Genomic DNA, 23,453 nt, shown 5'->3' on the forward strand with positions numbered 1-23,453 from the left:
AATTAAGAAATGACCATGACCGGAACCAAACCCCTTTCGTTTCTCAGTATCCTCCTACTTTTGGCCCTGATGACCCCGTTGCAGGAAGTTTTTCCGCAATTGGAAATAGGGGCCGACATCCGGCCCCGTTTTGAGTACCGCCACGGTTTTGGCAACCTCTTCCCCGACAATGCCGATCCCGCGGCCTTTGTGGTACAACGATCAAGGCTCAATGTGGACTACAAATTGGACCGCCTCTCCATGGCGGTGAACATACAGGACGTGAGCGTCTGGGGAGATACCCGGCAGATAGACCCCGCGGACAGCAACAATTCCTTTTCCCTCTTCCAGGCTTGGGTGGCCTATGAGATCAGCGAGAACTGGAGCACCAAATTGGGGCGCCAGGTGATCTCTTATGACGACGAGCGCATTTTTGGGGAACTGGACTGGGCCATGCAGGGGCGTTTTCATGACGCGGCGCTTTTAAGGTACAACAAGGACCGTTTTAAGGCAGACCTAGGCTTTGCCTTTAGCCAAGAGGGCCTCAACTTTGAGGGCAATGGCTTTTTCCTTCAGGGCGCCTTTACCTACAAGGCCATGCAATTTGCCCACCTAAAGCAGACCTGGGACAGGGCCTCTGCCAGCTTCCTGCTCCTGAACACCGGTTTCCAGGACTTCACGGACGCCACCAACACCGTTCCGGACGGGGTTTATTACCGCCACACCGTGGGATCGCACTTTACCTTTCCCGTGAGCGCGCTGAACCTCATTGGATCGGCCTACTACCAGGGCGGCAAGGCCAACGGCAGCACGGACCTGAGCTCCTACAACCTGGCCCTGGAGGCCAACTACAAACCCAACAAGACCCTTTATGGATTGGGCTTTGAGGTGCTTAGCGGCACCGACCAGGACGGGGACACCAAGAACCGTTCCTTCTTTCCGCTCTACGGCACCAACCACAAGTTCAACGGTTTCATGGACTACTTCTATGTGGGCAACCACGCCAACAACGTGGGACTCAACGATTTCTACGCCAAGGCCGTTTTTAAGACCGGGGAGAAATCCACCCTGCTCACCAAGGTGCACTATTTTGGGGCCAATGCGGACCTGAGCAATGATGCGGATGCCTATCTGGGCACGGAAGTGGATCTGGTCTATACCCAACAACTGATGAAGGCCGTTAAACTGAACATTGGTTACTCGCACATGTTTGCCTCGGAGAGCATGAGCCTGATCAAGGGAGGGCGCCCCAACGACAATACCAATAACTGGGCCTGGGCCCAACTCACCATTAAGCCCACCCTGTTCAGCACCAAAAAAGAATAAGGTCGGGGGTGTGCGATTATGACTGGAAAAAGTTTGGTTATCAATTTAATTTTATATTTTTATTAACATAAATGTAAGTCTTGAAGTTCAACTTTCAAATATTGCCCAAGAGTCCCAAATGGCGAAAAACAGCAGGGTTTTTCATTGCCGTGATCATTGGCATGGGGTTGTTCATTGCCCAAGAGGCAAAGATCACCTCCTACCTATCGGACGATCCACAGGCCTGTGTGAACTGTCATGTCATGACGCCCGTTTACAATAGTTGGATGCACAGTTCCCACCGGGAATGGGCCAATTGCAACGATTGCCACTTGCCCCAGGACAACTTTGTGAAAAAATACTATTTCAAGGCCAAGGACGGCCTTTACCACGCCTCTGTATTCACCGCTCGCGCGGAGCCCGATGTGATCCAGACCAAAGAGGCCTCCAAGGAAGTGGTACAACAAAATTGCATTCGGTGCCACGTGCAGCAGGTGACCCAGGTAAAATATGACGGCTGGCTGGAAGGCCACCAGGAAAGCAGGACCGGACGCGAGTGCTGGAGCTGCCATACCTCCGTGCCCCACGGCACGGTACGCGGCCTCACCACCGTAAAATACAACGTGGCACCGTTGCCCACGGATAAAGAAGAGGCCGTGATACCGGAATGGCTGGCAGAAGAAGTTAAAAATTAAAAATAAGGGAAGATGAAAAATAAAGTATTGTTTGTGGTTACGATCGTGGTGGTGTTCCTGCTGGGACTTTTGGCTTCGAGCATCATCAACAGAAAATCTGAGGCAAAGTACCAATATGTGCCCAAAGTGGACATTGCGGAAAACGAGCCCAGGAACGAGGTCTGGGGAGAGAACTTTCCCCTGGAGTACCAATCATCCCTACAGACCAAGGACACCACCTTCAGGTCCTTCCAGGGCGGTAGCGCCATGACGGACATGCTGGACAAGTACCCGGCGCTGGTGGTCCTTTTTGCCGGTTACGGCTTCTCCAAGGACTACAACCAGGGACGGGGGCACTCTTATGCCATTGAAGACGTGCACAACACCTTGCGCACCGGTGCACCGGAATCCAAGGACGATGGTCCCATGCCCGCCACCTGCTGGACCTGTAAGAGTCCCGATGTGCCCAGGATGATGGACGAGATCGGGGTGGCCGAATTCTACGGCAGCACCTGGGCGGAAATGGTGCCCGAAGTGGTGAACCCCATAGGGTGTGCGGACTGCCACGATCCGGAGAGCATGAAACTGCGCATTACAAGGCCCGCACTGGTGGAAGCCTTTGATGCCATGGGAGAGGACATTAACCAGGCCACCCACAATGAAATGCGCTCCCTGGTCTGCGCCCAGTGCCACGTGGAATATTATTTTGACAAGAGCAAGCCCGGCAAGGAAGGGGTGCCCTACCTTACCTTTCCCTGGAAAGACGGGATGACGGTGGAGGACATGGAGAACTACTATGACAATATGGAATTTTCAGACTGGACGCACAAGCTAAGCAAGGCACCCATGATCAAGGCACAGCACCCAGGTTATGAAACCTTTAAAATGGGTGTGCACGCCGATCGCGGGGTCTCCTGCGCAGACTGCCACATGCCCTACAAGAGCGAGGGCGGACAAAAGTTCACCGACCACCACATACAATCTCCCTTGAACAATGTGGCCAATGCCTGCCAGGTGTGCCACCGGGAAGATGCGGACAAATTGGTGGCCAATGTTTATGAAAGGCAGCGCAAGTCTTCCGAGACCCGTGAAAAATTGGAGCACCTTTTGGTCAATGCCCACTTGGAGGCAGAAAAATGCTGGGAGCTGGGCGCCACCGAAGAACAGATGAAGCCCATTTTAATGGACATACGCCACGCACAATGGCGTTGGGACTATTCCGCCGCCGCGCACGGTGCCTCCTTCCACGCCCCGGTAGAGATCGCCAGGGTCATTGGAAGCGGCTTGGCCAAAGTGCAGGAAGCACGCCTAAAATTGGCACGTACCTTGGCAGACCTGGGCCATAACAAGCCCTTGGAGATGCCCGATCTCTCCACCAAGGCCAAAGCACAGGAGTACATTGGCCTGGACATGGAGAAATTGGATGCGGACAAAGCCAAGTTCAAGGAGAACCTCTTGCCAAAATGGTTGGAAGAAGCCAAGGCCCGTGAGGCCAAAATGGACGATCCCAAAGCCGTTGCCTCCACGGCGAACGACTAAGCCCTTTTTAGAGATTTATAATTTTACACAGCTGGTCGTTTAAAAAATTGGTTCCCGTTTTTTAAGCGACCACTACTTTTTACACTATTTATGGATAAGTTATATCGTTTTTTGGCCTCGCCCGGCCTGGCCGTTGTCTTACTGTTTGTCTTTGCCTTTGCCATGGGCGCCGCCACCTTCATAGAAAATGATTTTGGCACCGCCACCGCCTGGAAGCTCATTTATGATGCCTGGTGGTTTGAGCTGGTCATGTTTGGCCTGGGCGTGTCCTTTTTAATGAACACCTTTAAGTACAGGTTATGGCGCTTGGAAAAGTGGCCCATTCTCCTGTTCCACCTGTCCTTTATCGTGGTGCTCTTGGGTGCGGGCATTACCCGCTACATCTCCTACGGGGGCGTCATGCGCATCAGGGAGGGCAAGGCCAGCAACACCATCATTTCGGATGCCAACTACCTGCACGCCCACATGACCGGGGACGGAAAGGTGAAGATGGTAAAAGAGCACCTGAACTTCTCGCCGTTGAGCGACAACGATTTTACCATTTCCACCGAGTTCAACAACAAACCGGTGACCATTTCCTACGGGGAATTTGTGGCAGACGCCGTTCCGGAAATTGTGGAGGGCGTACCCAACGGCAAGCCCATGCTTCAAATGGTGACCTCTTCCGGCAGCGGACGGGAGACCGTGTTCCTGGAAAAGGGCGAAATAGAGGCCATTGGCCAGCACCGCCACCTGGTGGGCTTTGAGGTGAATGCCCCAGGGGTAATCAACATCATGGAAAAAGATGGGAAGTTCACCCTACGATCGCCCAGGGACATCAGCGCCTTTGTCATGGCCACGGAAACCGCCACCACCTTAAAAAGGGACAGCCTGCACAACATAGCGCTCAAGACGCTCTACCGGGATGGGGACGCCTCCTTTGTGCCCACTTCCTATTACGAGAGCGGTGAGATCAGATTGGTGACCTCCGCCGAAAAAGTAAAGGACAATGACGAACAGAAGGACGATGCCCTAGTGGTGAACGTTACCGTGGGCAATGAGACCAAGACCGCCACCCTGCTCTACCGTCAGGGCTTTCTGCCCACACAGCACGAGCTCACCGTAAATGGGGTGGACCTTTCCCTCTCCTACGGTGCCGAGCCCCTGACCACGCCCTTTGCCATTCATTTGGAAGATTTTCAGTTGGAGCGCTACCCCGGCTCCACCAGTCCGTCTTCCTACGCCAGTGAGGTAAAGATCCTGGACGGGGACACCGAGACCCCTTACCGGATCTTTATGAACAATGTCTTGGATTACGGGGGCTACCGCTTCTTCCAGGCCAGCTATGACACGGACGAGAAAGGCACCGTGCTCGCCGTGAGCCATGATGCCGTGGGCACGTACGTGACCTATTTTGGTTATTTTCTGATGATGGTGGGGATGTTCTTTACCCTCTTCGGAAAAACGAGCCGTTTTACCCTGATCAACAAAAAGTTGAAAAAACTGAAGCAAACCGCCGCCCTACTTTTGCTCATGGGCCTTTCCTTTGGCGCCCGGGCACAGACCGAAGCCCCAAAAGAGCCCGTGGTGAATTTGGCCACCATAGAACAACAACGGGTAGATGAGCAGCATGCCGATATGTTCGGTAGGATCATGGTACAGGACCTGGACGGCAGGATCAAGCCGTTGAACACCCTGGCCTCTGAATTTTTGAGAAAACTCTCGCGCAAATCGCACTTTGTGTTCACCGAAAATGGCAAAAGCGTGCGCCTTAACGCCAACCAGACCTTTTTGGCCATGCAGGCCGCATCCAACGTATGGCAGTACATTCCTCTCATAAAGGTAGATGCCGATAAGGGCGGCACGCTCTTTGAAAAGCTGAACATCAGTGCCGATGGCCTGGTGTCCTTCAAGGGATTTTTGGACGCAGACGGGAAGTACCTCTTGGCCGAGGTGGTGGAAGAGGCCAACCAGAAAAAGCCCGCGGAACGCAGTGAGTTTGACAACGAAGTGCTGGATGTGGATGAGCGCTTCAACATCCTCTTCAATGTCTTTTCCGGCAACTACCTCAAGATCTTTCCCAACAAAGAGGACGAGAACAATACCTGGCACAGCCACACCCACCATTTCCAGGACTTTCCGCCAGATGATGCGCAGTTTGCCCAACAGATCATCCCTACCTACTATACGGATGTGAACCTAAAAAAGTGGGTGGAGGCGAGCGACAAACTGGCCTATATAAAAACCTTCCAAGATGTTCTGGGCAAGGACATCATGCCCAGTGACAAGCAGATAGAGGCAGAGCTGTGGTACAACCAACTGAACCTGAACTTCTGGTTGTTTCAACTCTTCTTTGTGCTCGGTGGCCTGCTCCTGGTCCTGGCCATTGTAAAGATATTTGCCCAAAAGAAGGCCCTGGAGATCTTTTGGAACCTCTTGATCATTGCCACGCTGGTGGGCTTTCTCCTCTTTACGGGCAATATTCTGTTGCGCTGGTACATTGCAGAGCACCCGCCTTGGAGCAATGGGTACGAAATGTTGGTCTTTGTGGCCTGGACCCTGGTACTCTGTGGGCTCCTTACCTTTAGGCAGTCTGACTTTGCCCTACCACTGGCCACGCTCTTTTCTGGCGCCCTGCTCTTTGTGAGCTATTTGGATTGGCTCAGCCCCGAGATCACCAACCTCATGCCCGTGCTAAAATCGTTCTGGCTCAAGGTGCACGTGGCCACCATTGTAAGCAGTTATGCCCCGCTGGCCCTCTCCGCCATTTTGGGCTTTATGGCCCTGTTGCTGTATATTTTCAGGACCAAAGCCACCAAATCCGTCATCAATGTAAAGATCAAGGAACTTACGTACATCAATGAGATCTCCATGACCATAGGGCTCTTTGTGTTGGCCATTGGCACCTTTTTGGGCGGCGTTTGGGCCAATGAGTCCTGGGGCCGTTACTGGGCCTGGGACCCCAAGGAAACCTGGGCGCTGATCAGCATCATCATCTACGCCATTGTGCTGCACCTGCGCTTTATCCCCGCGCTCAACAACCGCTATGTGCTCAACATGGTGAGCGTGTTTGCCTTTGGCAGCATCATCATGACCTCCTTTGGGGTAAACTACTACCTCAGCGGCCTGCACAGCTATGCCTCCGGGGATCCCGTTCCCATTCCCAAGTTCATCTATGTGCTCATTGCCATTGTGATCATCATTTCCATTGCCGCCTACCTACGTAAAAAGAAAGTGGAGGAAAAACCGGCCTAAACAGCCAGTCCAAGGATCTTTAACAGGGAGACCCTGCAGTTTTGCGGACGGCCTCCCTTTTTTTTTTTCGGTGAGTGCTGCCTTTAGTTGCCTTCCAAGGGGTGGGAAGGTTCCCTATCCTTGAGTGGTGGGCATAGGGCTGGTTCCGGCTAAAGGAAAGGGATGCATTATGGGCCAAACGGCGCAGCGCTTCGCCATTTTTAGCTTAATTTCGTGTTTTCCAAAAGACCTTAAATGATACCGATCATACAGATTCCCTTATTGCAGGACATTTTGGTGCTCTTGGTGTTCTCCGTGGTCATTGTCTTTATGCTACAGCGGCTAAAACTCCCCTCTGTCATTGGCTTTTTAGTGGCCGGAGTGATCATTGGCCCCTATGGCCTCAGTTTGGTCACCGCCGTGGAACAAGTGGAGATTCTTTCTGAGATTGGGGTGATCCTCTTGCTCTTTGTCATTGGCATGGAGCTGTCCATAAAACAATTGGCCTCCATTAAGAAAACGGTGTTCGTGGGCGGTTTCCTCCAAATGGGCATCACCCTGGTGGTGGCGGGGCTCATCTATTACTTTTTGGGCAATTCCTGGAACGAATCGCTCTTTATAGGCTTCTTGTTCTCCCTGTCCAGTACGGCCATTGTGCTCAAAACCTTGCAGGACCAGCACGAGATGAACACCCCGCACGGACGCAATGCCCTGGCCATTCTCATTTTCCAGGATATCATTGTGGTGCCCATGATGCTGATCACCCCCTTGATCGCCGGAGCGTCCGGGGACCTTGGTGGCAGCATCCTCAGCCTGTTGCTCAAGACCGCGGTGGTCATTGTGCTCACGGTGCTCTTGGCGCGCTATGTGGTTCCGGAGCTCATGCACGCCGTGGCCAAGACCAACAGCAAGGAACTCTTTCTGCTGGTCACGGTGACCCTTTGCTTTGCCGTGGCCTTCATTACCTCGGAGGCCGGACTCTCCCTGGCCCTGGGGGCGTTCATGGCCGGGCTCATCATCTCCGAGTCCGAGTACAGCTACCAGGCCACCAGTGTGATCCTGCCCTTTAGGGAACTGTTCATCAGCTTCTTTTTTGTGTCCATTGGCATGCTGTTGGACCTCAACTTCTTTTTCCAGAACATTCTGGTCATCTGCCTTTTGGTGATTGCCGTTTTTGTGGTAAAGTCCTTGGCGGCGGGCATCGCCGTGGCCGTGCTCAATTACCCAAAGAAAACGGTGATCCTCACGGGGCTGTCCCTCTTTCAAGTGGGCGAATTTGCCTTTGTCCTCTCCAAGGTGGGCATTGAGAACAACCTCTTGGATGCGGACACCAACCAATATTTCCTGTCCGTGAGCATTGTGTCCATGCTGCTTACGCCCTTTGTCATCATCTTTTCGGAGAACATGGCCAAAAGGGTCATTGGGGTATCGGAAAAACTGGGCTACGGCAACACGGTAGATCCCAACGCGGCCCTGGCGGAACTTCCGGGAAGGGAACTGAACAATCACTTGGTGATCATTGGCTACGGTATAAACGGCAGCAACCTGGCCAAGGCAGCGGCAGACAGCAACATTCCCTATGTGGCCATAGAAATGAATGCGGAAACGGTAAAGAGGGAACGCCAAAAAGGGGTGCCCATCCTCTACGGCGATGCCACCCAGCACCACATTTTGGAAAAGGCCCATTTGGAAGATGCGCGGGTGGCGGTCATTGCCATATCGGACAACCACGGCACCAAAGTGGCCATAAAGAACGTGCGTTCGCAGTCAGAATCGCTCTACCTTGTGGTGCGCACCCGCTATGTCAAGGAAACCTCCGAACTTATGGCCCTTGGGGCGGACATTGTGATTCCCGAAGAGTTCGAGACCTCGGTGCAGATCTTCTCCCGGGTACTGCAGAACTTCCTGATCCCCGAAGATGACATTGAGCATATTGTGGAAAAGGTGAGGGCAGACAACTACCAGCTCTTCAAGGACGATCAAAAACGCGCCAGCACCTACCGCGCCAAAAACCATCCGGAGTTTCACATTACCTGTCTAAAAATCAATTCGGACAGCAATAAGTTTCTGGGCAAGCCCCTTCAGGAACTGCAGCTCAGGGCCAATTACGGCATCAATATCCTGGGCATCATGCGCAAGGACGATTTACTCCAGACCATACGGCCGGAAGAGACCCTGAAACAGCATGACATTGTCTATCTACAGGGCAATCCGCATGACATTGAGCATTTTCACAAGGTGATCAAATGATGGGGGCCTTGCGCAGACGGGGCATTTTTTATTTTTTTTTGATGAGGGCAACGCCACTCTGCCCTGGCCCCAAGGCAGCGCTGGTGCCAAAGTCCATCTCCATGCCATGGCCCAACCCACTTTTTCCTATCTTTAGGGGTAACACCAGAACGTAACGTAAACCCCATGCCCTACCTCTCCAGTTTTAGCATAGACCCCAATCGTACCCATCCCTTTCCCTATGATGTTCCGGCCGTTCGCTTTGCCAAGAACATAGCCTTGAAAACCCCGGTAACCTTCCTTATTGGCGATAACGGCACGGGAAAATCCACGCTGTTGGAGTTGTTGGCCTACCGCTTGCAACTGCCGCACATGGATGGTTCCGGATACCAAAAAAAGGGCTTTAAGGCGGCCAGGACCCTCTTGCCGCATTTGGAACTTTCTTGGGAACGGGAGCGCAGCACCGGCTTCTTTTTCAGGGCGGAAGACTTTGGGAACCTCATTAACAGCATAGACCGGCAAGATGGCAAACTGCACGGTTTCATGGCCGATCTGGAGGGTGCGGTTCCGGACCACATCATCCAGGAAATGAAGGACAGTGCCAACCACCAAATACACCACATGCGAAAGCGCTACGGGCAGGACCTACAATCCTTTTCCCACGGCGAGGCCTATCTAAAGATCATGCAGGAGAAGATCGTTGACCGCGGTCTTTATCTGTTGGATGAGCCGGAGGCCGCCCTTTCTCCCCTAAAGCAGTTGTCCCTCCTTTATTTTATGCAGGAACATCTACGGCAGTTCACCAGCCAGCTCATCATTGCCACCCATTCGCCCATGCTCATGGCCTTTCCCGGTGCCACCATCTACGAGGTGAACCAGGAAGGAATGAAGCAGGTGCCCCTGGAGGAGACGGAGCACTATACGGTAACCAGATCCTTTTTGAACGACCCAGGACGTTATTTGCGGCATTTGGGATGAAAAATAAATAGAGGTCAGTAGATAAATACCTATCCATCAAACAAGGTAATTATTTGATTATAATACGGTTAATAATTTTTACTATTGTCAGTTCGAGCGCTCCCGAAATTTCGGGAGAGAACCATTTGCCAGCCAAGGAAGACTTCGACTGCCTGCCTCGACTACAATTCAGGCGGGCGCTCAGCCTGACATTTAAGCTATCAACTCGATTTAAAATAGGTAACTATCTACTGACCTCTAAAAATAAATTCTAGTTAAAAACAGCTTTGATCAACCAAATCTATAAACGTACCTTTTAAAAACGTTTCACCAATGTTCCAAGCCCTGTGGTCTAGGGGTCGCTCACCTATTTTTCTCAACAGCTGCTCCTTTTTTTTCAGCACACTGTTCCCATTGGTGTTCCTTCCCCTGCCAGGGGAAGGAACACAGACCGAAAATGAAAGCCCGTAGCGATGATTTCAAAAGAGTTCATTTTTTTATCGGTGCAACATAAAATTTTCAGCACAGAATTAAATTACAGCCAAATTGAATTATCCTTTTGGCCTGCGAAAAAGAAAAAAGCAGGCATCGCCCAGCCATGGCTTATTTTTATGTTGCAGTAGGGCGTAAAAAGAAACCATTTTTGGCCAATTTTCAATGGGAAAATGGTGTTGAGCAATAAGTATGTGCCCAAGGACTCCCAATCTTTTTCAAAAACCTTTACATTAGCCCGCACCAAGCAAGCAACACCATGGCCGAGCGTATGGGCACCTTTCTGCAACTCCACAGGACCTCCTTGTTCCTGACGCTGCTCAGTGCCGCGCTGTACTACACCTTTGCCCATTATTTGGACCGGACGGAATTTCCCAAGCTCCTGGCCCTGTTCACGGCCCTCTTTGTGCTGTGCTTTGCCTTGGTGCGACGGGAAAAATGGAACTACCGAATGCTGCTGGGCGCGGGCATTCTGTTTCGGCTGATCTTTCTGTTCGTGGAGCCCAACCTTTCCCAGGATTTTTATCGTTTTGTTTGGGACGGGCATTTGGTGCGGCACTTCATAAATCCCTATCTGGCGGTGCCCAACACCCTGATCGAACAGCCAGACCTGATCGTGCCCAACGCCCAGGACCTACACCGGGGCATGGGCGAGCTCAGTGCCAAGCACTACAGCAACTACCCGCCCTTGAACCAGCTTCTCTTTGCCCTGGCGGCCCAGTTGGGAGGCCAAAGCGTCTTGGGAACGGTGATCGCCCTCAGGGGCTGCATTGTCCTGGCCGATCTGGGCATCTTCCATTTTGGGCAAAAACTCTTAAAACATCTGAACCGACCGCCACACCTCATCTTTTGGTACTTTGTTAATCCGCTGGTCATTGTGGAGCTCACCGGCAACCTACATTTTGAGGGCGTGATGCTTTTCTTCTTCGTTTGGGCCCTGTACCTGCTGTCCGTACAAAAATGGGCATGGGCAGCGGTGGTCTATGCCTGTTCCATTTCGGTGAAGCTGGTGCCCCTTTTGTTCTTGCCCTTGTTCCTGAAACACTTCGGGCTTAAAAAAAGTGTGGTTTTTTACACGCTCATAGGGCTTACCTCCCTGCTGCTCTTTGTCCCTTTTTACTCCCCGGAGTTCATAACGAACTACGGCCAGACGATCGGACTCTGGTTCTCCAATTTTGAGTTCAACGCCAGTATTTGGAATGTGGTGAAATACCTGGGCATTCAGTTCAATGCCAAGCCTTGGGAACTCATAAAGACCTACGGGAAAATTACGCCCCTGATCACCATTGGCCTGGTGCTGGCGGTTACCTTCTTCCGGAAAAACGATAAGCTCTCCGTGCTGCTCTCCTCCATGCTCTGGATATTGACATTGTACTACTTCATGTCTGCCACGGTGCACCCGTGGTACCTGATCTTTTTGGTGGCCCTCACGGTCTTTACGCCCTACCGCTTTGCCATCCTATGGTCTGCGACCGCCGTACTCAGCTACTACGCCTATTCCCAGCCAGGTTACACGGAAAGCGGATGGTTTTTATGGGCTGAATATCTCTTGGTTTTAGGGTTGATGGTGTACGAAGGCTTACGATATCGTAACAAAAGCTGAGGTTTTTGTAAATTTTGGCCCACGGCCTTGGTGCATCCCATTTAATTTGTACATTTACCCCAATGAACGGACAAGACCACAATACCGCAACAAGGAACATCCTGGTTCCCACGCACGCGTTCGCCGCTCGCCGCCGTCGCCCGTAAGGGGTACGATTTTTATATGGAGATAGGTGAGTCCATTTCCGCACAATCCACATCAATTTTACTTTTTACCTCTAAATATCAATGACAATGAACCTTGTTGTTGCCAACGAATCCCATTTTAAATACGCCCCCATCGTCTGTGCCACCATAGAGGATTCCGCCAAGGTGCGCGGTACCGGCATTGCCAAGCGCACGCCAGAATACATACAGAAGAAAATGGAGAACGGCAATGCGGTCATTGCCCTGGACGGCGATGTGTTTGCCGGCTTTTGCTATATTGAGGTCTGGGGCCACGAAAAGTTCGTGGCCAATTCCGGGCTCATCGTGCACCCCGATTTTAGGGGGCAGGGGCTGGCCAAAAAGATTAAACAGCGCGTTTTTGAACTGAGCCGGGAAAAGTTTCCCAATGCCAAAATCTTTGGCATCACCACGGGCCTTGCGGTCATGAAGATCAACTATGAACTGGGCTACAAACCCGTGACATTTTCCGAGCTCACCGATGACCCTGAATTTTGGAAGGGTTGCCAGACCTGCAAAAACTTTGATATCCTAACGCGTACCGAGCGAAAGCTGTGCCTCTGTACCGGCATGCTGCACGACCCCAATGCCAAAGCGGCCCCCAGCAAAAAAGAGGGGAAATTGAACGGCAAAGCGTTTAAACGACTAAAAAGCATCAAGGAAACCCTGTTCTTCAAAAAAAAGAAACACGGTTCCTGACCTGGCGCCGCCCAAGGCAAGGGAAAAGGAGCAGGTAAAGAACGATCCATGGGAAAAATGCCCTCCAATAGGGGCGCGCATAGCATAAAACAAAGGAAAGAACATGAAAAAATTAGTATTGGCCTACAGTGGCGGACTGGATACCAGTTATTGCGCCAAGTATTTGAGCAAGGAAAAGGGATTTGAGGTGCACGCCGTGAGCGTGAACACCGGCGGATTTTCGGCCGAGGAAATTCGGAACATAGAACAAAAGGCCTTGGCACTGGGCGCCACCAGCTACACCTCCATAGATGCCGTACAGACCTTTTACGACCAGGTGGTAAAATACCTCATCTTTGGCAACGTACTAAAAAACAACACCTACCCCTTGTCCGTGAGTGCCGAGCGCATTGTACAGGCCATTGCCATTGTAAACCATGCCAAAAAACTGGGCGCGGGGCACATTGCCCACGGCAGCACCGGGGCCGGGAACGACCAGGTGCGCTTCGATATGATCTTCCAGACCTTGGCCCCCGACATCAACATCATTACCCCGATCCGGGACCACACCCTATCGCGCGAAGCGGAAATAGCCTACCTCAAGGAAAATGGGGTGGACTACCCTTGGGAAAAGGCAAAATATTCCATCAACAAAGGCCTGTGGGGCACTTCTGTGGGGGGCGAAGAAACCCTGACCTCCGAGAGACCGCTGCCCGATCACGCTTACCCGAGCCAGTTGACGAAAAAAGAACCGTCTGAGGTAAAACTCACCTTTGACCAAGGGGAACTGGTGGCCATTGATGGGCAAAAGGACAGCCCGGTGAACAACATAGAAAATCTGGAAGCCATGGCCAACAAGTACGCCATAGGAAGGGACATCCACGTAGGGGACACCATCATTGGCATCAAAGGGCGCGTGGGGTTCGAGGCCGCTGCGGCCCTCATCACCATAAAGGCCCACCATCTGTTGGAAAAACATACGCTCACCAAATGGCAGCAGTTCCAGAAAGAGCAGCAGGGCAACTTTTACGGCATGCTCTTGCACGAGGGCCATTACCTGGATCCCGTCATGCGCAATATCGAGGCCTTTTTAACGGACACCCAAAAAACTGTGTCCGGCGATGTGTTTGTGGGCCTTTACCCCTTTCAGTTCCGGTTGAACGGCATTGCTTCGCCCCACGACCTCATGAACGCCTCTTTTGGCAGTTATGGGGAAGTGAACAAAGGGTGGACGGCCGATGACGCCAAGGGCTTCATCAAAATCCTGTCCAACGCAGGGAAGATATACCGCCACGTGAACCCCCTTGGAAATATGGCCTCCGAAGGTGAAGGGTGATGAGGTACGAAGTTGGAAGTTAGAAGTACGAAGTTAGAAGTACGAAATACAAAGGTCGAAATGGGAAGTACGAAGTGGGAATTGTGAAGTGGGAAATGCGAAATGGGCAATTTGAAATTTGACGTTAAAGGTTGAAAAGCGCGGAACAAAACAAAACAAGTATCTGATTACGATGATAAAAGCAGGAATTATAGGTGGATCGGGCTATACGGGCGGGGAGCTGATCCGCATCCTATTGCAGCACCCCGCCACGGAATTGGATTTTGTGTACAGCACCACCCGGGCGGGAAAACCCCTGACGGCTGCACATCCCGATCTTTTGGGCCAGACCGATTTGGCCTTTACGGGAACCGTGAACTTGAAGGTAGATGTGGTATTTCTCTGTTTGGGCCACGGCAACTCCACCAAATTTCTGCAAGAGCATCCATTTTCGGCCAACACCAAGATCATAGACCTGAGCAACGATTTTAGGTTGCGGAAAGACGCCCATTTCCAGGACAAGGAATTTGTGTACGGCCTACCGGAACTGAACAGGGCGCAGATAGAAAGCGCCCAATACATTGCCAACCCGGGCTGCTTTGCCACGGCCATACAATTGGCCTTGCTTCCCCTGGCCAAGGCAGGGATGCTTACCGAACAAGTGCACGTGAACGCCATAACGGGAAGTACCGGCGCCGGCGTGCAGCCCACCGGGACCAGCCATTTTAGCTGGCGCAACAACAATGTAAGCTGGTACAAGCCCTTTACGCACCAGCATCTGGGAGAGATCAAGGAAAGCCTGGGGTCTTTACAGCCCAATCCGGGAGAACTGTTTTTCCTCCCCAACAGGGGGAACTTTACCCGGGGCATCCTGGCCACGGCCTACACCCATTTTAAAGGAAGCCTGGAAGAGGCCACCGAACTCTACCGTACCTTTTATGCGGCTGCCCGTTTTACGCAGTTGGCCCAAGCCCCCATCCATCTGAAACAAGTGGTGAACACCAATCAATGTCACCTGCACCTGCATGGGCACGGGAACACCTTGCTCGTAACATCGGCCATAGACAATCTTTTAAAGGGGGCGTCGGGGCAGGCCGTGCAGAACATGAACCTCATGCTTGGGTTGGAAGAAGATCTGGGACTGAATTTAAAGGCGGGGGTATTTTAGCGGGTATCAATTAGAAAGTATGGAGTATTGAGCACAAAGTACTGGACACTGATAACATATTGTTGAAGAGAAATGAGTACGTAATACTTTGTACGTTTTACTAATAACCATTATTCATGAAAATAGCCATCATCGGAACCGGAAATTTGGGCCTGTCCATTGCCAAGGGCATCTTGAACAGCAACGGCGCCACCACCATGTACCTCACCAAACGGGACACCAAGAGCATCCAACATTTTGAAAAATACGGCAACGTCACCGTTACCACCAACAATGCGGAGGCGGTAAAGAACTCGGACATTTTGATCTTTGCGGTACAGCCCAACCATTTTGGACAAATTTTGGAAGACATAAAGCCCTTGTTAACGGAAAACCATGTCATCATATCCACCATAACGGGTTTCAGCATTGAAAAAATGGAACGTATCCTGGGCAAGGCCACCTATATCGTGCGCAGCATGCCCAACACGGCCATTTCGGTGGGCAAATCCATGACCTGTCTCTGCACCAACCAACAGGGCAAGAACCGGATAGACCTGGCCAAGAGCATCTTCAACAGAATGGGGCATACCATGGAAATTCCGGAAAGCCAGATGCAGGCCGCCACGGTGATCTGCGCCAGTGGCATCGCCTTTTGGATGCGCCTGATCCGCGCCACCACCCAAGGGGCCATTCAGCTGGGCTTTGACGCCAAGGAGGCCCAAGAACTGGCCATGCACACCTGCAACGGGGCCGCAGACCTGTTAATAGCATCCGGAAACCACCCCGAGGAAGAAATAGACAAGGTAACCACCCCCATGGGCTGCACCATAAAAGGGCTCAACGAAATGGAAATACAGGGATTGAGCTCTTCCCTGATCCAAGGCATCGTGGCCTCTTTTGACAAAATCACGGAATTTAAGTCGAAGTGAGAAATGGGGAGGACAAAGTACGATATACGAAGTACGATATACGAAATGGGAGGTGGGAAGTACGAAATGGGAAGTACGAAATACGAAATTGGAAATTAGAAATTGGAAATTTGCTGTGGGAGGTGGGATGCCATAGTGTCAGAAATCAACCTGGGAACAACAACCATGGGCTACCCTTCAAAAACCACCCCACTGCAACAAACGCGCCTTTTAAAAACACTTGAACTGGAAACTGAACTTGAATCTAAAACATGAACCTATTTGACGTATATCCGCTCTACAACGTAACCCCAGTGTCTGCCAAGGGCATTGTGGTAACGGATGATACAGGAAAGGAGTACTTGGACTTCTACGGCGGCCACGCGGTCATTTCCATTGGCCACGGGCACCCGCACTACGTAAAGCGGTTAAAGGACCAATTGGATGCCATTGCCTTCTACAGCAATTCCATAAAGAATCCGCTGCAAGAAGAACTGGCCCAAAAACTGGGAAGCCTGTCCGGTTGCCCCCAATACCAACTGTTTATGTGCAATTCGGGGGCAGAGGCCAACGAAAACGCTTTAAAAATGGCTTCCTTCCATACGGGAAAATCCAAGGTGATCGCCTTTGGGAACGGTTTTCACGGAAGAACATCGGCAGCCGTGGCCACGACGGACAACCCTAAAATTGTGGCGCCATTGAACGCCCAGCAAAAGGTGGATTTTGTTCCGTTGAACAATTTTGCGGCCTTTGAGGAAACCCTGGCCCAAGGCGGCCATTGCGCCGTTATCCTTGAAGCCATTCAAGGAGTGGGCGGATTGGATGAGCCCACCACGGAATTTTATCGGTTTGTGGCCCAAAAATGCAATGAGCACAAGGTGGTCCTGATCGCAGATGAGGTACAATCCGGTTTTGGACGCAGCGGAACCTTCTTCGCCTTTCAGCATCACGGCATTGACCCGGACATCATTTCCATGGCCAAGGGCATGGGCAACGGATTCCCGGTGGGCGGGGTGCTGATCCACAACAAATTTGAACCTTGGTACGGACAATTGGGCACCACTTTTGGCGGCAACCACTTGGCCTGTGCGGCCACCTTGGCGGTACTGGAAGTCTTGGAAAAAGAACGGCTGTTGGAAAACGCCAACGAACTGGGCCGCTATTTTCACGGCAAGGCGGCGGCACTGCCCCAAATTAAAAAGATAAAGGGCAGGGGCCTCATGCTGGGGCTGGAATTTCATTTTGAGGTGGCGGCCCTGCGCAAGGAACTGATCTATGAACACCATATATTTACCGGAGGTTCCGCAAACAAAAACCTTTTGCGGTTTTTGCCGGCCCTGAACATCACGGAAGCGGATATCGACGTTTTTTTTGAACGATTGGCCACCGCACTGAGGTCCCAAGAGCAATCTTGAAGGCTCCCAACCGATCCCAAGCCATGAGCCCTTTGCAAGATTTCAAGGAACCCCCGAACGAGACAACTTATGCACGTGCCCTTCTTTAATGCCGAACCAGATCGAAGCTCCGGCATGCCCTTACTAAAACCAAGCAACAGCAAGAGATGAAACACTATCTTTCCATAAACGACCTGGACAATTTACAGCAAACGGTGGCAGAGGCCCTTCAACTTAAAAAAGATCCTTTTGCCCTGGAGCATTTGGGAAGGCAAAAAACCATTTGTCTGCTCTTCTTCAACAACAGCCTCCGCACCCGTCTCAGCACGCAAAAGGCGGCCCGGCAACTGGGCATGGACGTCATGGTGATGAATTTTGGCCAAGAGGGATGGCAATTGGAATATGGGGATGGCAGCGTAATGGACAAGGGAAAATCGGAACACGTGCGGGAAGCCGCCCAGGTGGTGTCCCAGTATGCGGACATCGTGGCCATACGGGCCTTTGCCCAATTGTTGCATCGGGAACGGGACGAGGCGGAAGAAGTACTTCGCGGATTTTCCTCCTTTGCCTCCGTGCCCATTGTTAACCTGGAAAGTTCCGTGGCGCATCCGTTACAGGCCTTGGCAGACGCCATTACCCTTGCCGAAAACAACACAAAGGCCAGACCAAAAGTGGTGCTCTCCTGGGCGCCACACCCCAAGGCCCTGCCCCATGCCGTGGCCAATTCCTTTGTACGGATGATGCACCTGCAAGACGCCGATTTTGTCATAACGCATCCCGAAGGATATGCCCTGGACCCCAAGATCACCAAAAATGTGCCCCTGGTGCACGATCAGGAAGAAGCCCTGAAAGGGGCCGACTTTGTGTACGTGAAAAACTGGAGCAGCTACACCGCCTACGGCGAGGTACTGAACCAAGACCCCAACTGGCGCATGAGCCTGGACAAACTAAAGCATGCCAAGTTCATGCACTGCCTGCCGGTGCGCCGCAACATGGTGGTGGAAGATGCGGTGCTGGACAGCGGCCAGAGCTTGGTGATCCAACAGGCCCATAACCGCACCTATGCCGCCCAAGTGGTGCTGAAAAGGCTGTTGGAGCAGATGTGACCATGAACGGGGACCAAAACCTTAACCTGGCCCGGACCGCCACGACCATTGATGGCGGAACGCGCACCGATCAAAGACAAAGAAGATGACCAAAAAAAGAATCCTGCTCAAAATTGGCTCCAATACCCTTACCAAGGAGACAGACCAGCTCTCCCGGGGAAAGATCGAGGACATTGGGCGGCAGATCGCCGCCCTGCACCACCGTTATGAGTTCATCATTGTGAGCTCCGGCGCCATAGCAGCGGCCAGACAGTTTGTAAAACTGGAGCACAACGGGGAGGACATCAACGTAAAACAGGCCCTGGCCGCCATTGGCCAGCCCCATTTAATGCGCATCTTTCAAGAAAACTTCAGGGAGCTGGGGCTGTTTACCTCCCAATGCCTCTTGTCCTATTCCGATTTTGAGAAAAAGGAATCCCAAGAGAACATCAAGAACACCATAGATGTCCTGGTGGCCAACAACTTCATTCCCATCATTAACGAGAACGATACCGTGGCCACGGACGAGATCCAATTTGGGGACAATGACAAACTGGCCGCCCTAACAGCGGTATTGGTGGGGGCAGACCTGCTCCTCATTGCCACCAACACCGATGGCATCTATGAAAAGGGCTCATTGGAAAACGAGCGGCCCACCACCATTGAAACGGTTTCCAACATCGCCGATCTTAAAAAAGAGATAAGCCACAAAAAATCGACCCACGGCACGGGGGGCATGGCCTCCAAGATAGAGGCCTGCACCATTGCCCAACGGGCCGGGGTGGAAACTTGGATCGTGAACGGACTGGAGGACAACTTTATGGCCAACGCCCTGGGCGGCACCTCCAAACACACCAGGGTAAAGCCGGAGGGTGCCAACACAAAGCAGCCCCACTGAAACGGACAGGAAGGGCCATAGGAAGCGGGAAGGCCCCGGGCTGGCACACCGCGACCGCCGGTTCCAAGGTCCGGCCTTTTATCCATAACAACGATAGTACAGTAAACAAATGAAAACAAAACTAGCCATTGTAAAAATAGGTGGGAACGTCATTGAAAACCCAGGGGAGCTGCAGCAGTTTCTCAAACTTTTTGCCCAGCTGGAAGGACATAAAATACTGGTGCACGGCGGTGGAAAAGGGGCCACCCAACTCGGGGAAAAGTTGGGCCTGGAAACCAAAATGGTGGATGGCAGAAGAATTACCGATGCGGAAACCTTAAAGGTGATCACCATGGTCTATGCGGGACTCACCAACAAGAACATTGTGGCCCAATTACAGGCAGGGCACTGCAATGCCATTGGCCTGAGCGGTGCGGATGCCAATATGATCAGCGCACAAAAACGACCCGTAAAAGAACTTGACTATGGATTTGTAGGGGATGTCAAGACCGTGAACACCAAGACCATTTCAAAATTTTTAAAGATGGATTTGACACCGGTTTTCTGTGCCATGACCCATGACAAGGAAGGACAACTACTGAACACCAATGCGGACACCATTGCCGCGGAAATCGCCATTCAGATGAGTACATTTTACCACACCGCGCTATACTACTGTTTTGAAAAAAAGGGTGTTTTACGGGATATGGAGAATGAAGATTCCGTCATAGAGCAGATAGACCATCGGAGCCTTGCCCAATACCTGGACGATGGAAGCATAACGGGCGGGATGATTCCCAAGGTGAACAACTGTTTTTATGCCCTTGAACGCGGTGTTGAAAAAGTATGTATCGGCAATACCTCCATGTTGTCCAAATCGAACGAAAAATTCACAACCCTCATTTATTGACATGAACCGGACAACGCTTACCGAAAAGGCCATTGACCTTTTAAAACAATTGATTTCCATACCCTCCTTTTCAGGGGAAGAGGACAGGACCGCAGATGCCCTTGAGGCTTGGTTTCAACATTTTGATATTCCGTTTGAGCGCATCCGCAACAACGTCTTTGCCAAGAACAAGCACTGGGACCATAGCAAACCAACGCTGCTCCTCAATTCGCACCACGATACGGTAAGACCCAACAAGGCGTACACCCGGGACCCATTTCACCCGCATACGGAAGATGGAAAATTGTACGGTTTGGGGAGCAACGATGCCGGCGGCTGCCTGGTGTCGCTCATGGCCACCTTCACGCACTTCTACGCCTCTGAAAATTTGAACCACAATATCTTGATCGTGGCCTCCATGGAAGAGGAAAATGCCGGGCCGCACAGTTTAAGATGGCTCCTGCCCCAACTACCGCCCGTGGACGTGGCCATTGTGGGCGAACCCACGCTAATGCAGCTGGCCATTGCCGAAAAAGGCTTGGTGGTCTTTGATGCGGTGGTAAAGGGAACCCCCTCGCACGCGGCACATCCAAACGACAACAACGCCATTTACAATACCATTGAAGTCCTGCAGTGGTTCAAAAATTACAAATTCGAGAAAACCTCCGAAGCCTTGGGCGACGTTAAAATGACGGTGACCCAGATCAATGCGGGCACTCAGCACAACGTGGTGCCCTCGCAGGTGGAACTGGTGATCGATGTGCGCGTGAACGATGCCTACTCCAACCAGGAAATTGCCCATGTACTAAAGGCCGGGGCACCCTGCGAAATCAAGGAACGCGGCCTAAAACTCAACTCCTCCAAAATTGACAAAGACCATCCGCTGGTACGGTCGGGCCTCGCCCTGGGCAGGACCACCTACGGCTCCCCCACCCTTTCGGACCAAGCGGCCTTGACCTGCCAGTCCCTAAAATTGGGGCCTGGCGACAGCACCCGTTCCCATTCCGCAGATGAGTATATTTACGTGCACGAAATTGAAGAGGGAATCGATCTGTACATTAAGATATTGGAAGGATTTCTTGGATAGACTTGAGGGTTTAGATGTTAGATATGAGATGTTAGATATGAGACGTGAGACTTTAGCTAGGAGATTTTAGATAGGATATTCTACACTTTCACTATCAATTTAAAGGCGCCCTGTCGCTTTTTGGATAACGTAAAATACTTGAGAGCAATACTGTATTGGTTTAACCCAGATTAAGCAATAGAAATTCCCCGCCTGAAAGGAACGGGCAGGTATTACGGATGCAAATCCCTTCAAAATCAATCGTTGCACTGACTTTTGCTCACTCACCGTAGCGATGGCTATGCCTCAATCGCAAAAGTCTTGATTTTATTGGGCTTTACACCCTCATAACGAAAGTCTAGTGCATAATCTGGGTTTAAAAAAGGAAAAGGTTCTTTTATGGCCGATTAAGGTTTCCTCCATGGTACCGATGGGGCGCAGAAAAAGCATTAATTTTGAGACTTGCCCATAAGGCAGGGAACACTGGCGTTTTGAAATAGTGGGATGACATCCATCCCATCTCAAATCTCACGTCTAAAATCTAACATCCATAAAAAATGAAACTCTGGGACAAGGGATTTAGTACCGACAAAAAAATAGACCACTTTACGGTGGGAAACGATCGTGAACTGGACCTGCATTTGGCCAAGTACGATGTCATGGCCTCACAGGCACACGCCAAAATGCTGGGCAAGATCGGCCTGCTCACCGAAGAAGAGACCAACGACCTGGTGGCCGAGCTGAACCACATCGCTGCAAAGATTGAAAACGGCAGCTTTGTCATAGAGCCCCAGTTTGAGGACATGCACTCCAAGATAGAATACCAGCTGACCCTGGCCCTGGGCGATACGGGAAAGAAAATACACACGGCCCGCTCCCGGAACGACCAGGTTTTGGTGGCCATGCACCTGTACCTGAAAGATGAGCTGGCAGAAATAAAATCGATGGCCAAGACCCTCTTTGATCTGCTGTTGAACCTGGCGGACCGGTACAAAAGGGTGCTCTTGCCCGGATATACCCATTTGCAGATCGCCATGCCCTCTTCCTTTGGACTGTGGTTCTCGGCCTATGCAGAGAGCTTAATAGATGACCTGTATTTTGTGGAGGCCGCAAACAAGGTGGCCGACCAAAACCCCTTGGGAAGTGCGGCCGGGTACGGCAGTTCCTTTCCCATTGATCGTGGTTTCACCACCAAGGAAATGGGTTTTGAGACCCTAAAATACAACGTGGTGGCCGCCCAAATGGGCCGGGGAAAAGTGGAAAAGGCAACGGCCTTTGGGATGGCCAGCATTGCCGGCACCCTGTCAAAGATGGCCATGGACATTTGTTTGTACATGAGCCAGAACTTCGATTTCATTTCCTTCCCGGATGAATTGACCACGGGTTCCAGCATTATGCCCCACAAAAAGAATCCCGATGTTTTTGAACTGGTGCGGGGCAAGTGCAACAAGCTGCAATCCGTTCCCAATCAGCTCACCATGGTCATGAACAACCTGCCCAGTGGCTACCATAGGGATCTGCAGTTGGCAAAGGAGATCATTGTGCCCGCCATTCAGGACATGAAGGCCTGTTTGGAGATCATGAGCTTTAGCCTGCGCGAAATACAGGTGAACGAAGGCATCTTGGAAGACCCCAAATACGATTACCTCTTCAGTGTGGACACCCTGAACGAACTGGTGCAGAACGGGATGCCCTTCCGCGATGCCTACAAACAAATGGGAAAGGAAATAGAAGCGGGCACCTTTGCCCCAAAAAGGAACATAACACATACCCACGAGGGCAGTTTGGGCAATTTATGCTTGGAGGAGATCAGGAAGAAGATGGGGAAAATCTTTGGCTGATGCCCTACCGCAGCATCCCATAAAGCCAATGCCCACCAATGAGGACCTTATGCCCTGACAAAGCCGCAGCTCACCAGCTATTTTTTGTTGGGGGC

Annotated in this window: 18 protein-coding genes; all 18 read left to right on the plus strand. The window is 51.7% G+C overall.

The features are described from left to right. Window positions 1-15: 15 nt before the first annotated feature. A complete protein-coding gene (locus ACKWCC_RS12760; RefSeq protein WP_413996329.1) occupies window positions 16-1,305 on the plus strand; it encodes an alginate export family protein in 1,290 nt (429 codons plus the stop codon). 80 nt (window positions 1,306-1,385) lie between these two features. After that, window positions 1,386-1,979 carry a cytochrome c nitrite reductase small subunit gene (nrfH, locus tag ACKWCC_RS12765; RefSeq protein ID WP_413996330.1) on the plus strand — a complete coding sequence of 198 codons (594 nt, stop codon included), beginning with the start codon at window positions 1,386-1,388 and terminating at the stop codon, window positions 1,977-1,979. Between the two features lie 12 nt (window positions 1,980-1,991). Next, window positions 1,992-3,497, plus strand: coding sequence for an ammonia-forming cytochrome c nitrite reductase (gene nrfA / locus ACKWCC_RS12770; RefSeq protein WP_413996331.1), 1,506 nt, complete (start codon window positions 1,992-1,994; stop codon window positions 3,495-3,497). Window positions 3,498-3,587: 90 nt separating this feature from the next. Continuing rightward, the gene (locus tag ACKWCC_RS12775; protein ID WP_413996332.1) at window positions 3,588-6,731 is read left to right on the plus strand and encodes a cytochrome c biogenesis protein CcsA; all 3,144 of its coding nucleotides are present in this window, start codon (window positions 3,588-3,590) and stop codon (window positions 6,729-6,731) included. Window positions 6,732-6,965: 234 nt separating this feature from the next. Beyond that, complete coding sequence (locus tag ACKWCC_RS12780) at window positions 6,966-8,960, plus strand: monovalent cation:proton antiporter-2 (CPA2) family protein (RefSeq protein WP_413996333.1); 1,995 nt, start codon at window positions 6,966-6,968, stop codon at window positions 8,958-8,960. Window positions 8,961-9,125: 165 nt separating this feature from the next. Then, window positions 9,126-9,917: an AAA family ATPase gene (locus tag ACKWCC_RS12785; protein WP_413996334.1), complete on the plus strand. Its 792-nt coding sequence runs from the start codon at window positions 9,126-9,128 to the stop codon at window positions 9,915-9,917. Window positions 9,918-10,369: 452 nt separating this feature from the next. Beyond that, on the plus strand, window positions 10,370-10,519 hold the full coding sequence (locus ACKWCC_RS12790) for a hypothetical protein (RefSeq protein ID WP_413996335.1): 150 nt from the start codon (window positions 10,370-10,372) through the stop codon (window positions 10,517-10,519). A 128-nt stretch (window positions 10,520-10,647) separates the two neighbouring features. Next, a complete protein-coding gene (locus ACKWCC_RS12795) occupies window positions 10,648-11,991 on the plus strand; it encodes a mannosyltransferase (protein ID WP_413996336.1) in 1,344 nt (447 codons plus the stop codon). A 233-nt stretch (window positions 11,992-12,224) separates the two neighbouring features. Next, on the plus strand, window positions 12,225-12,854 hold the full coding sequence (locus ACKWCC_RS12800) for a GNAT family N-acetyltransferase (protein WP_413996337.1): 630 nt from the start codon (window positions 12,225-12,227) through the stop codon (window positions 12,852-12,854). A 103-nt stretch (window positions 12,855-12,957) separates the two neighbouring features. Continuing rightward, entirely contained in the window at window positions 12,958-14,169 is a 1,212-nt protein-coding gene (argG, locus tag ACKWCC_RS12805) for an argininosuccinate synthase (protein ID WP_413996338.1), read from the plus strand. Between the two features lie 172 nt (window positions 14,170-14,341). After that, on the plus strand, window positions 14,342-15,316 hold the full coding sequence (gene argC, locus ACKWCC_RS12810) for an N-acetyl-gamma-glutamyl-phosphate reductase (protein ID WP_413996339.1): 975 nt from the start codon (window positions 14,342-14,344) through the stop codon (window positions 15,314-15,316). A 116-nt stretch (window positions 15,317-15,432) separates the two neighbouring features. Then, the gene (gene proC, locus ACKWCC_RS12815) at window positions 15,433-16,227 is read left to right on the plus strand and encodes a pyrroline-5-carboxylate reductase (protein WP_413996340.1); all 795 of its coding nucleotides are present in this window, start codon (window positions 15,433-15,435) and stop codon (window positions 16,225-16,227) included. 251 nt (window positions 16,228-16,478) lie between these two features. Beyond that, on the plus strand, window positions 16,479-17,621 hold the full coding sequence (locus ACKWCC_RS12820) for an aspartate aminotransferase family protein (protein WP_413996341.1): 1,143 nt from the start codon (window positions 16,479-16,481) through the stop codon (window positions 17,619-17,621). Between the two features lie 146 nt (window positions 17,622-17,767). Then, on the plus strand, window positions 17,768-18,706 hold the full coding sequence (locus ACKWCC_RS12825; protein ID WP_413996342.1) for a Rossmann-fold NAD(P)-binding domain-containing protein: 939 nt from the start codon (window positions 17,768-17,770) through the stop codon (window positions 18,704-18,706). An 85-nt stretch (window positions 18,707-18,791) separates the two neighbouring features. Continuing rightward, window positions 18,792-19,583 (plus strand): glutamate 5-kinase, encoded by a 792-nt coding sequence (proB, locus tag ACKWCC_RS12830; RefSeq protein WP_413996343.1) that lies wholly within the window; start codon window positions 18,792-18,794, stop codon window positions 19,581-19,583. A 109-nt stretch (window positions 19,584-19,692) separates the two neighbouring features. Next, window positions 19,693-20,472 carry an acetylglutamate kinase gene (gene argB / locus ACKWCC_RS12835; RefSeq protein WP_413996344.1) on the plus strand — a complete coding sequence of 260 codons (780 nt, stop codon included), beginning with the start codon at window positions 19,693-19,695 and terminating at the stop codon, window positions 20,470-20,472. Window position 20,473: 1 nt separating this feature from the next. After that, window positions 20,474-21,538: a M20 family metallo-hydrolase gene (locus ACKWCC_RS12840; protein ID WP_413996345.1), complete on the plus strand. Its 1,065-nt coding sequence runs from the start codon at window positions 20,474-20,476 to the stop codon at window positions 21,536-21,538. A 536-nt stretch (window positions 21,539-22,074) separates the two neighbouring features. After that, window positions 22,075-23,358 carry an argininosuccinate lyase gene (gene argH, locus ACKWCC_RS12845; protein WP_413996346.1) on the plus strand — a complete coding sequence of 428 codons (1,284 nt, stop codon included), beginning with the start codon at window positions 22,075-22,077 and terminating at the stop codon, window positions 23,356-23,358. Window positions 23,359-23,453: the final 95 nt, after the last annotated feature.

It is taken from the genome of Maribacter aquimarinus, from assembly GCF_047345505.1.
In the GTDB taxonomy this organism is placed as follows: Bacteria; Bacteroidota; Bacteroidia; order Flavobacteriales; family Flavobacteriaceae; genus Maribacter.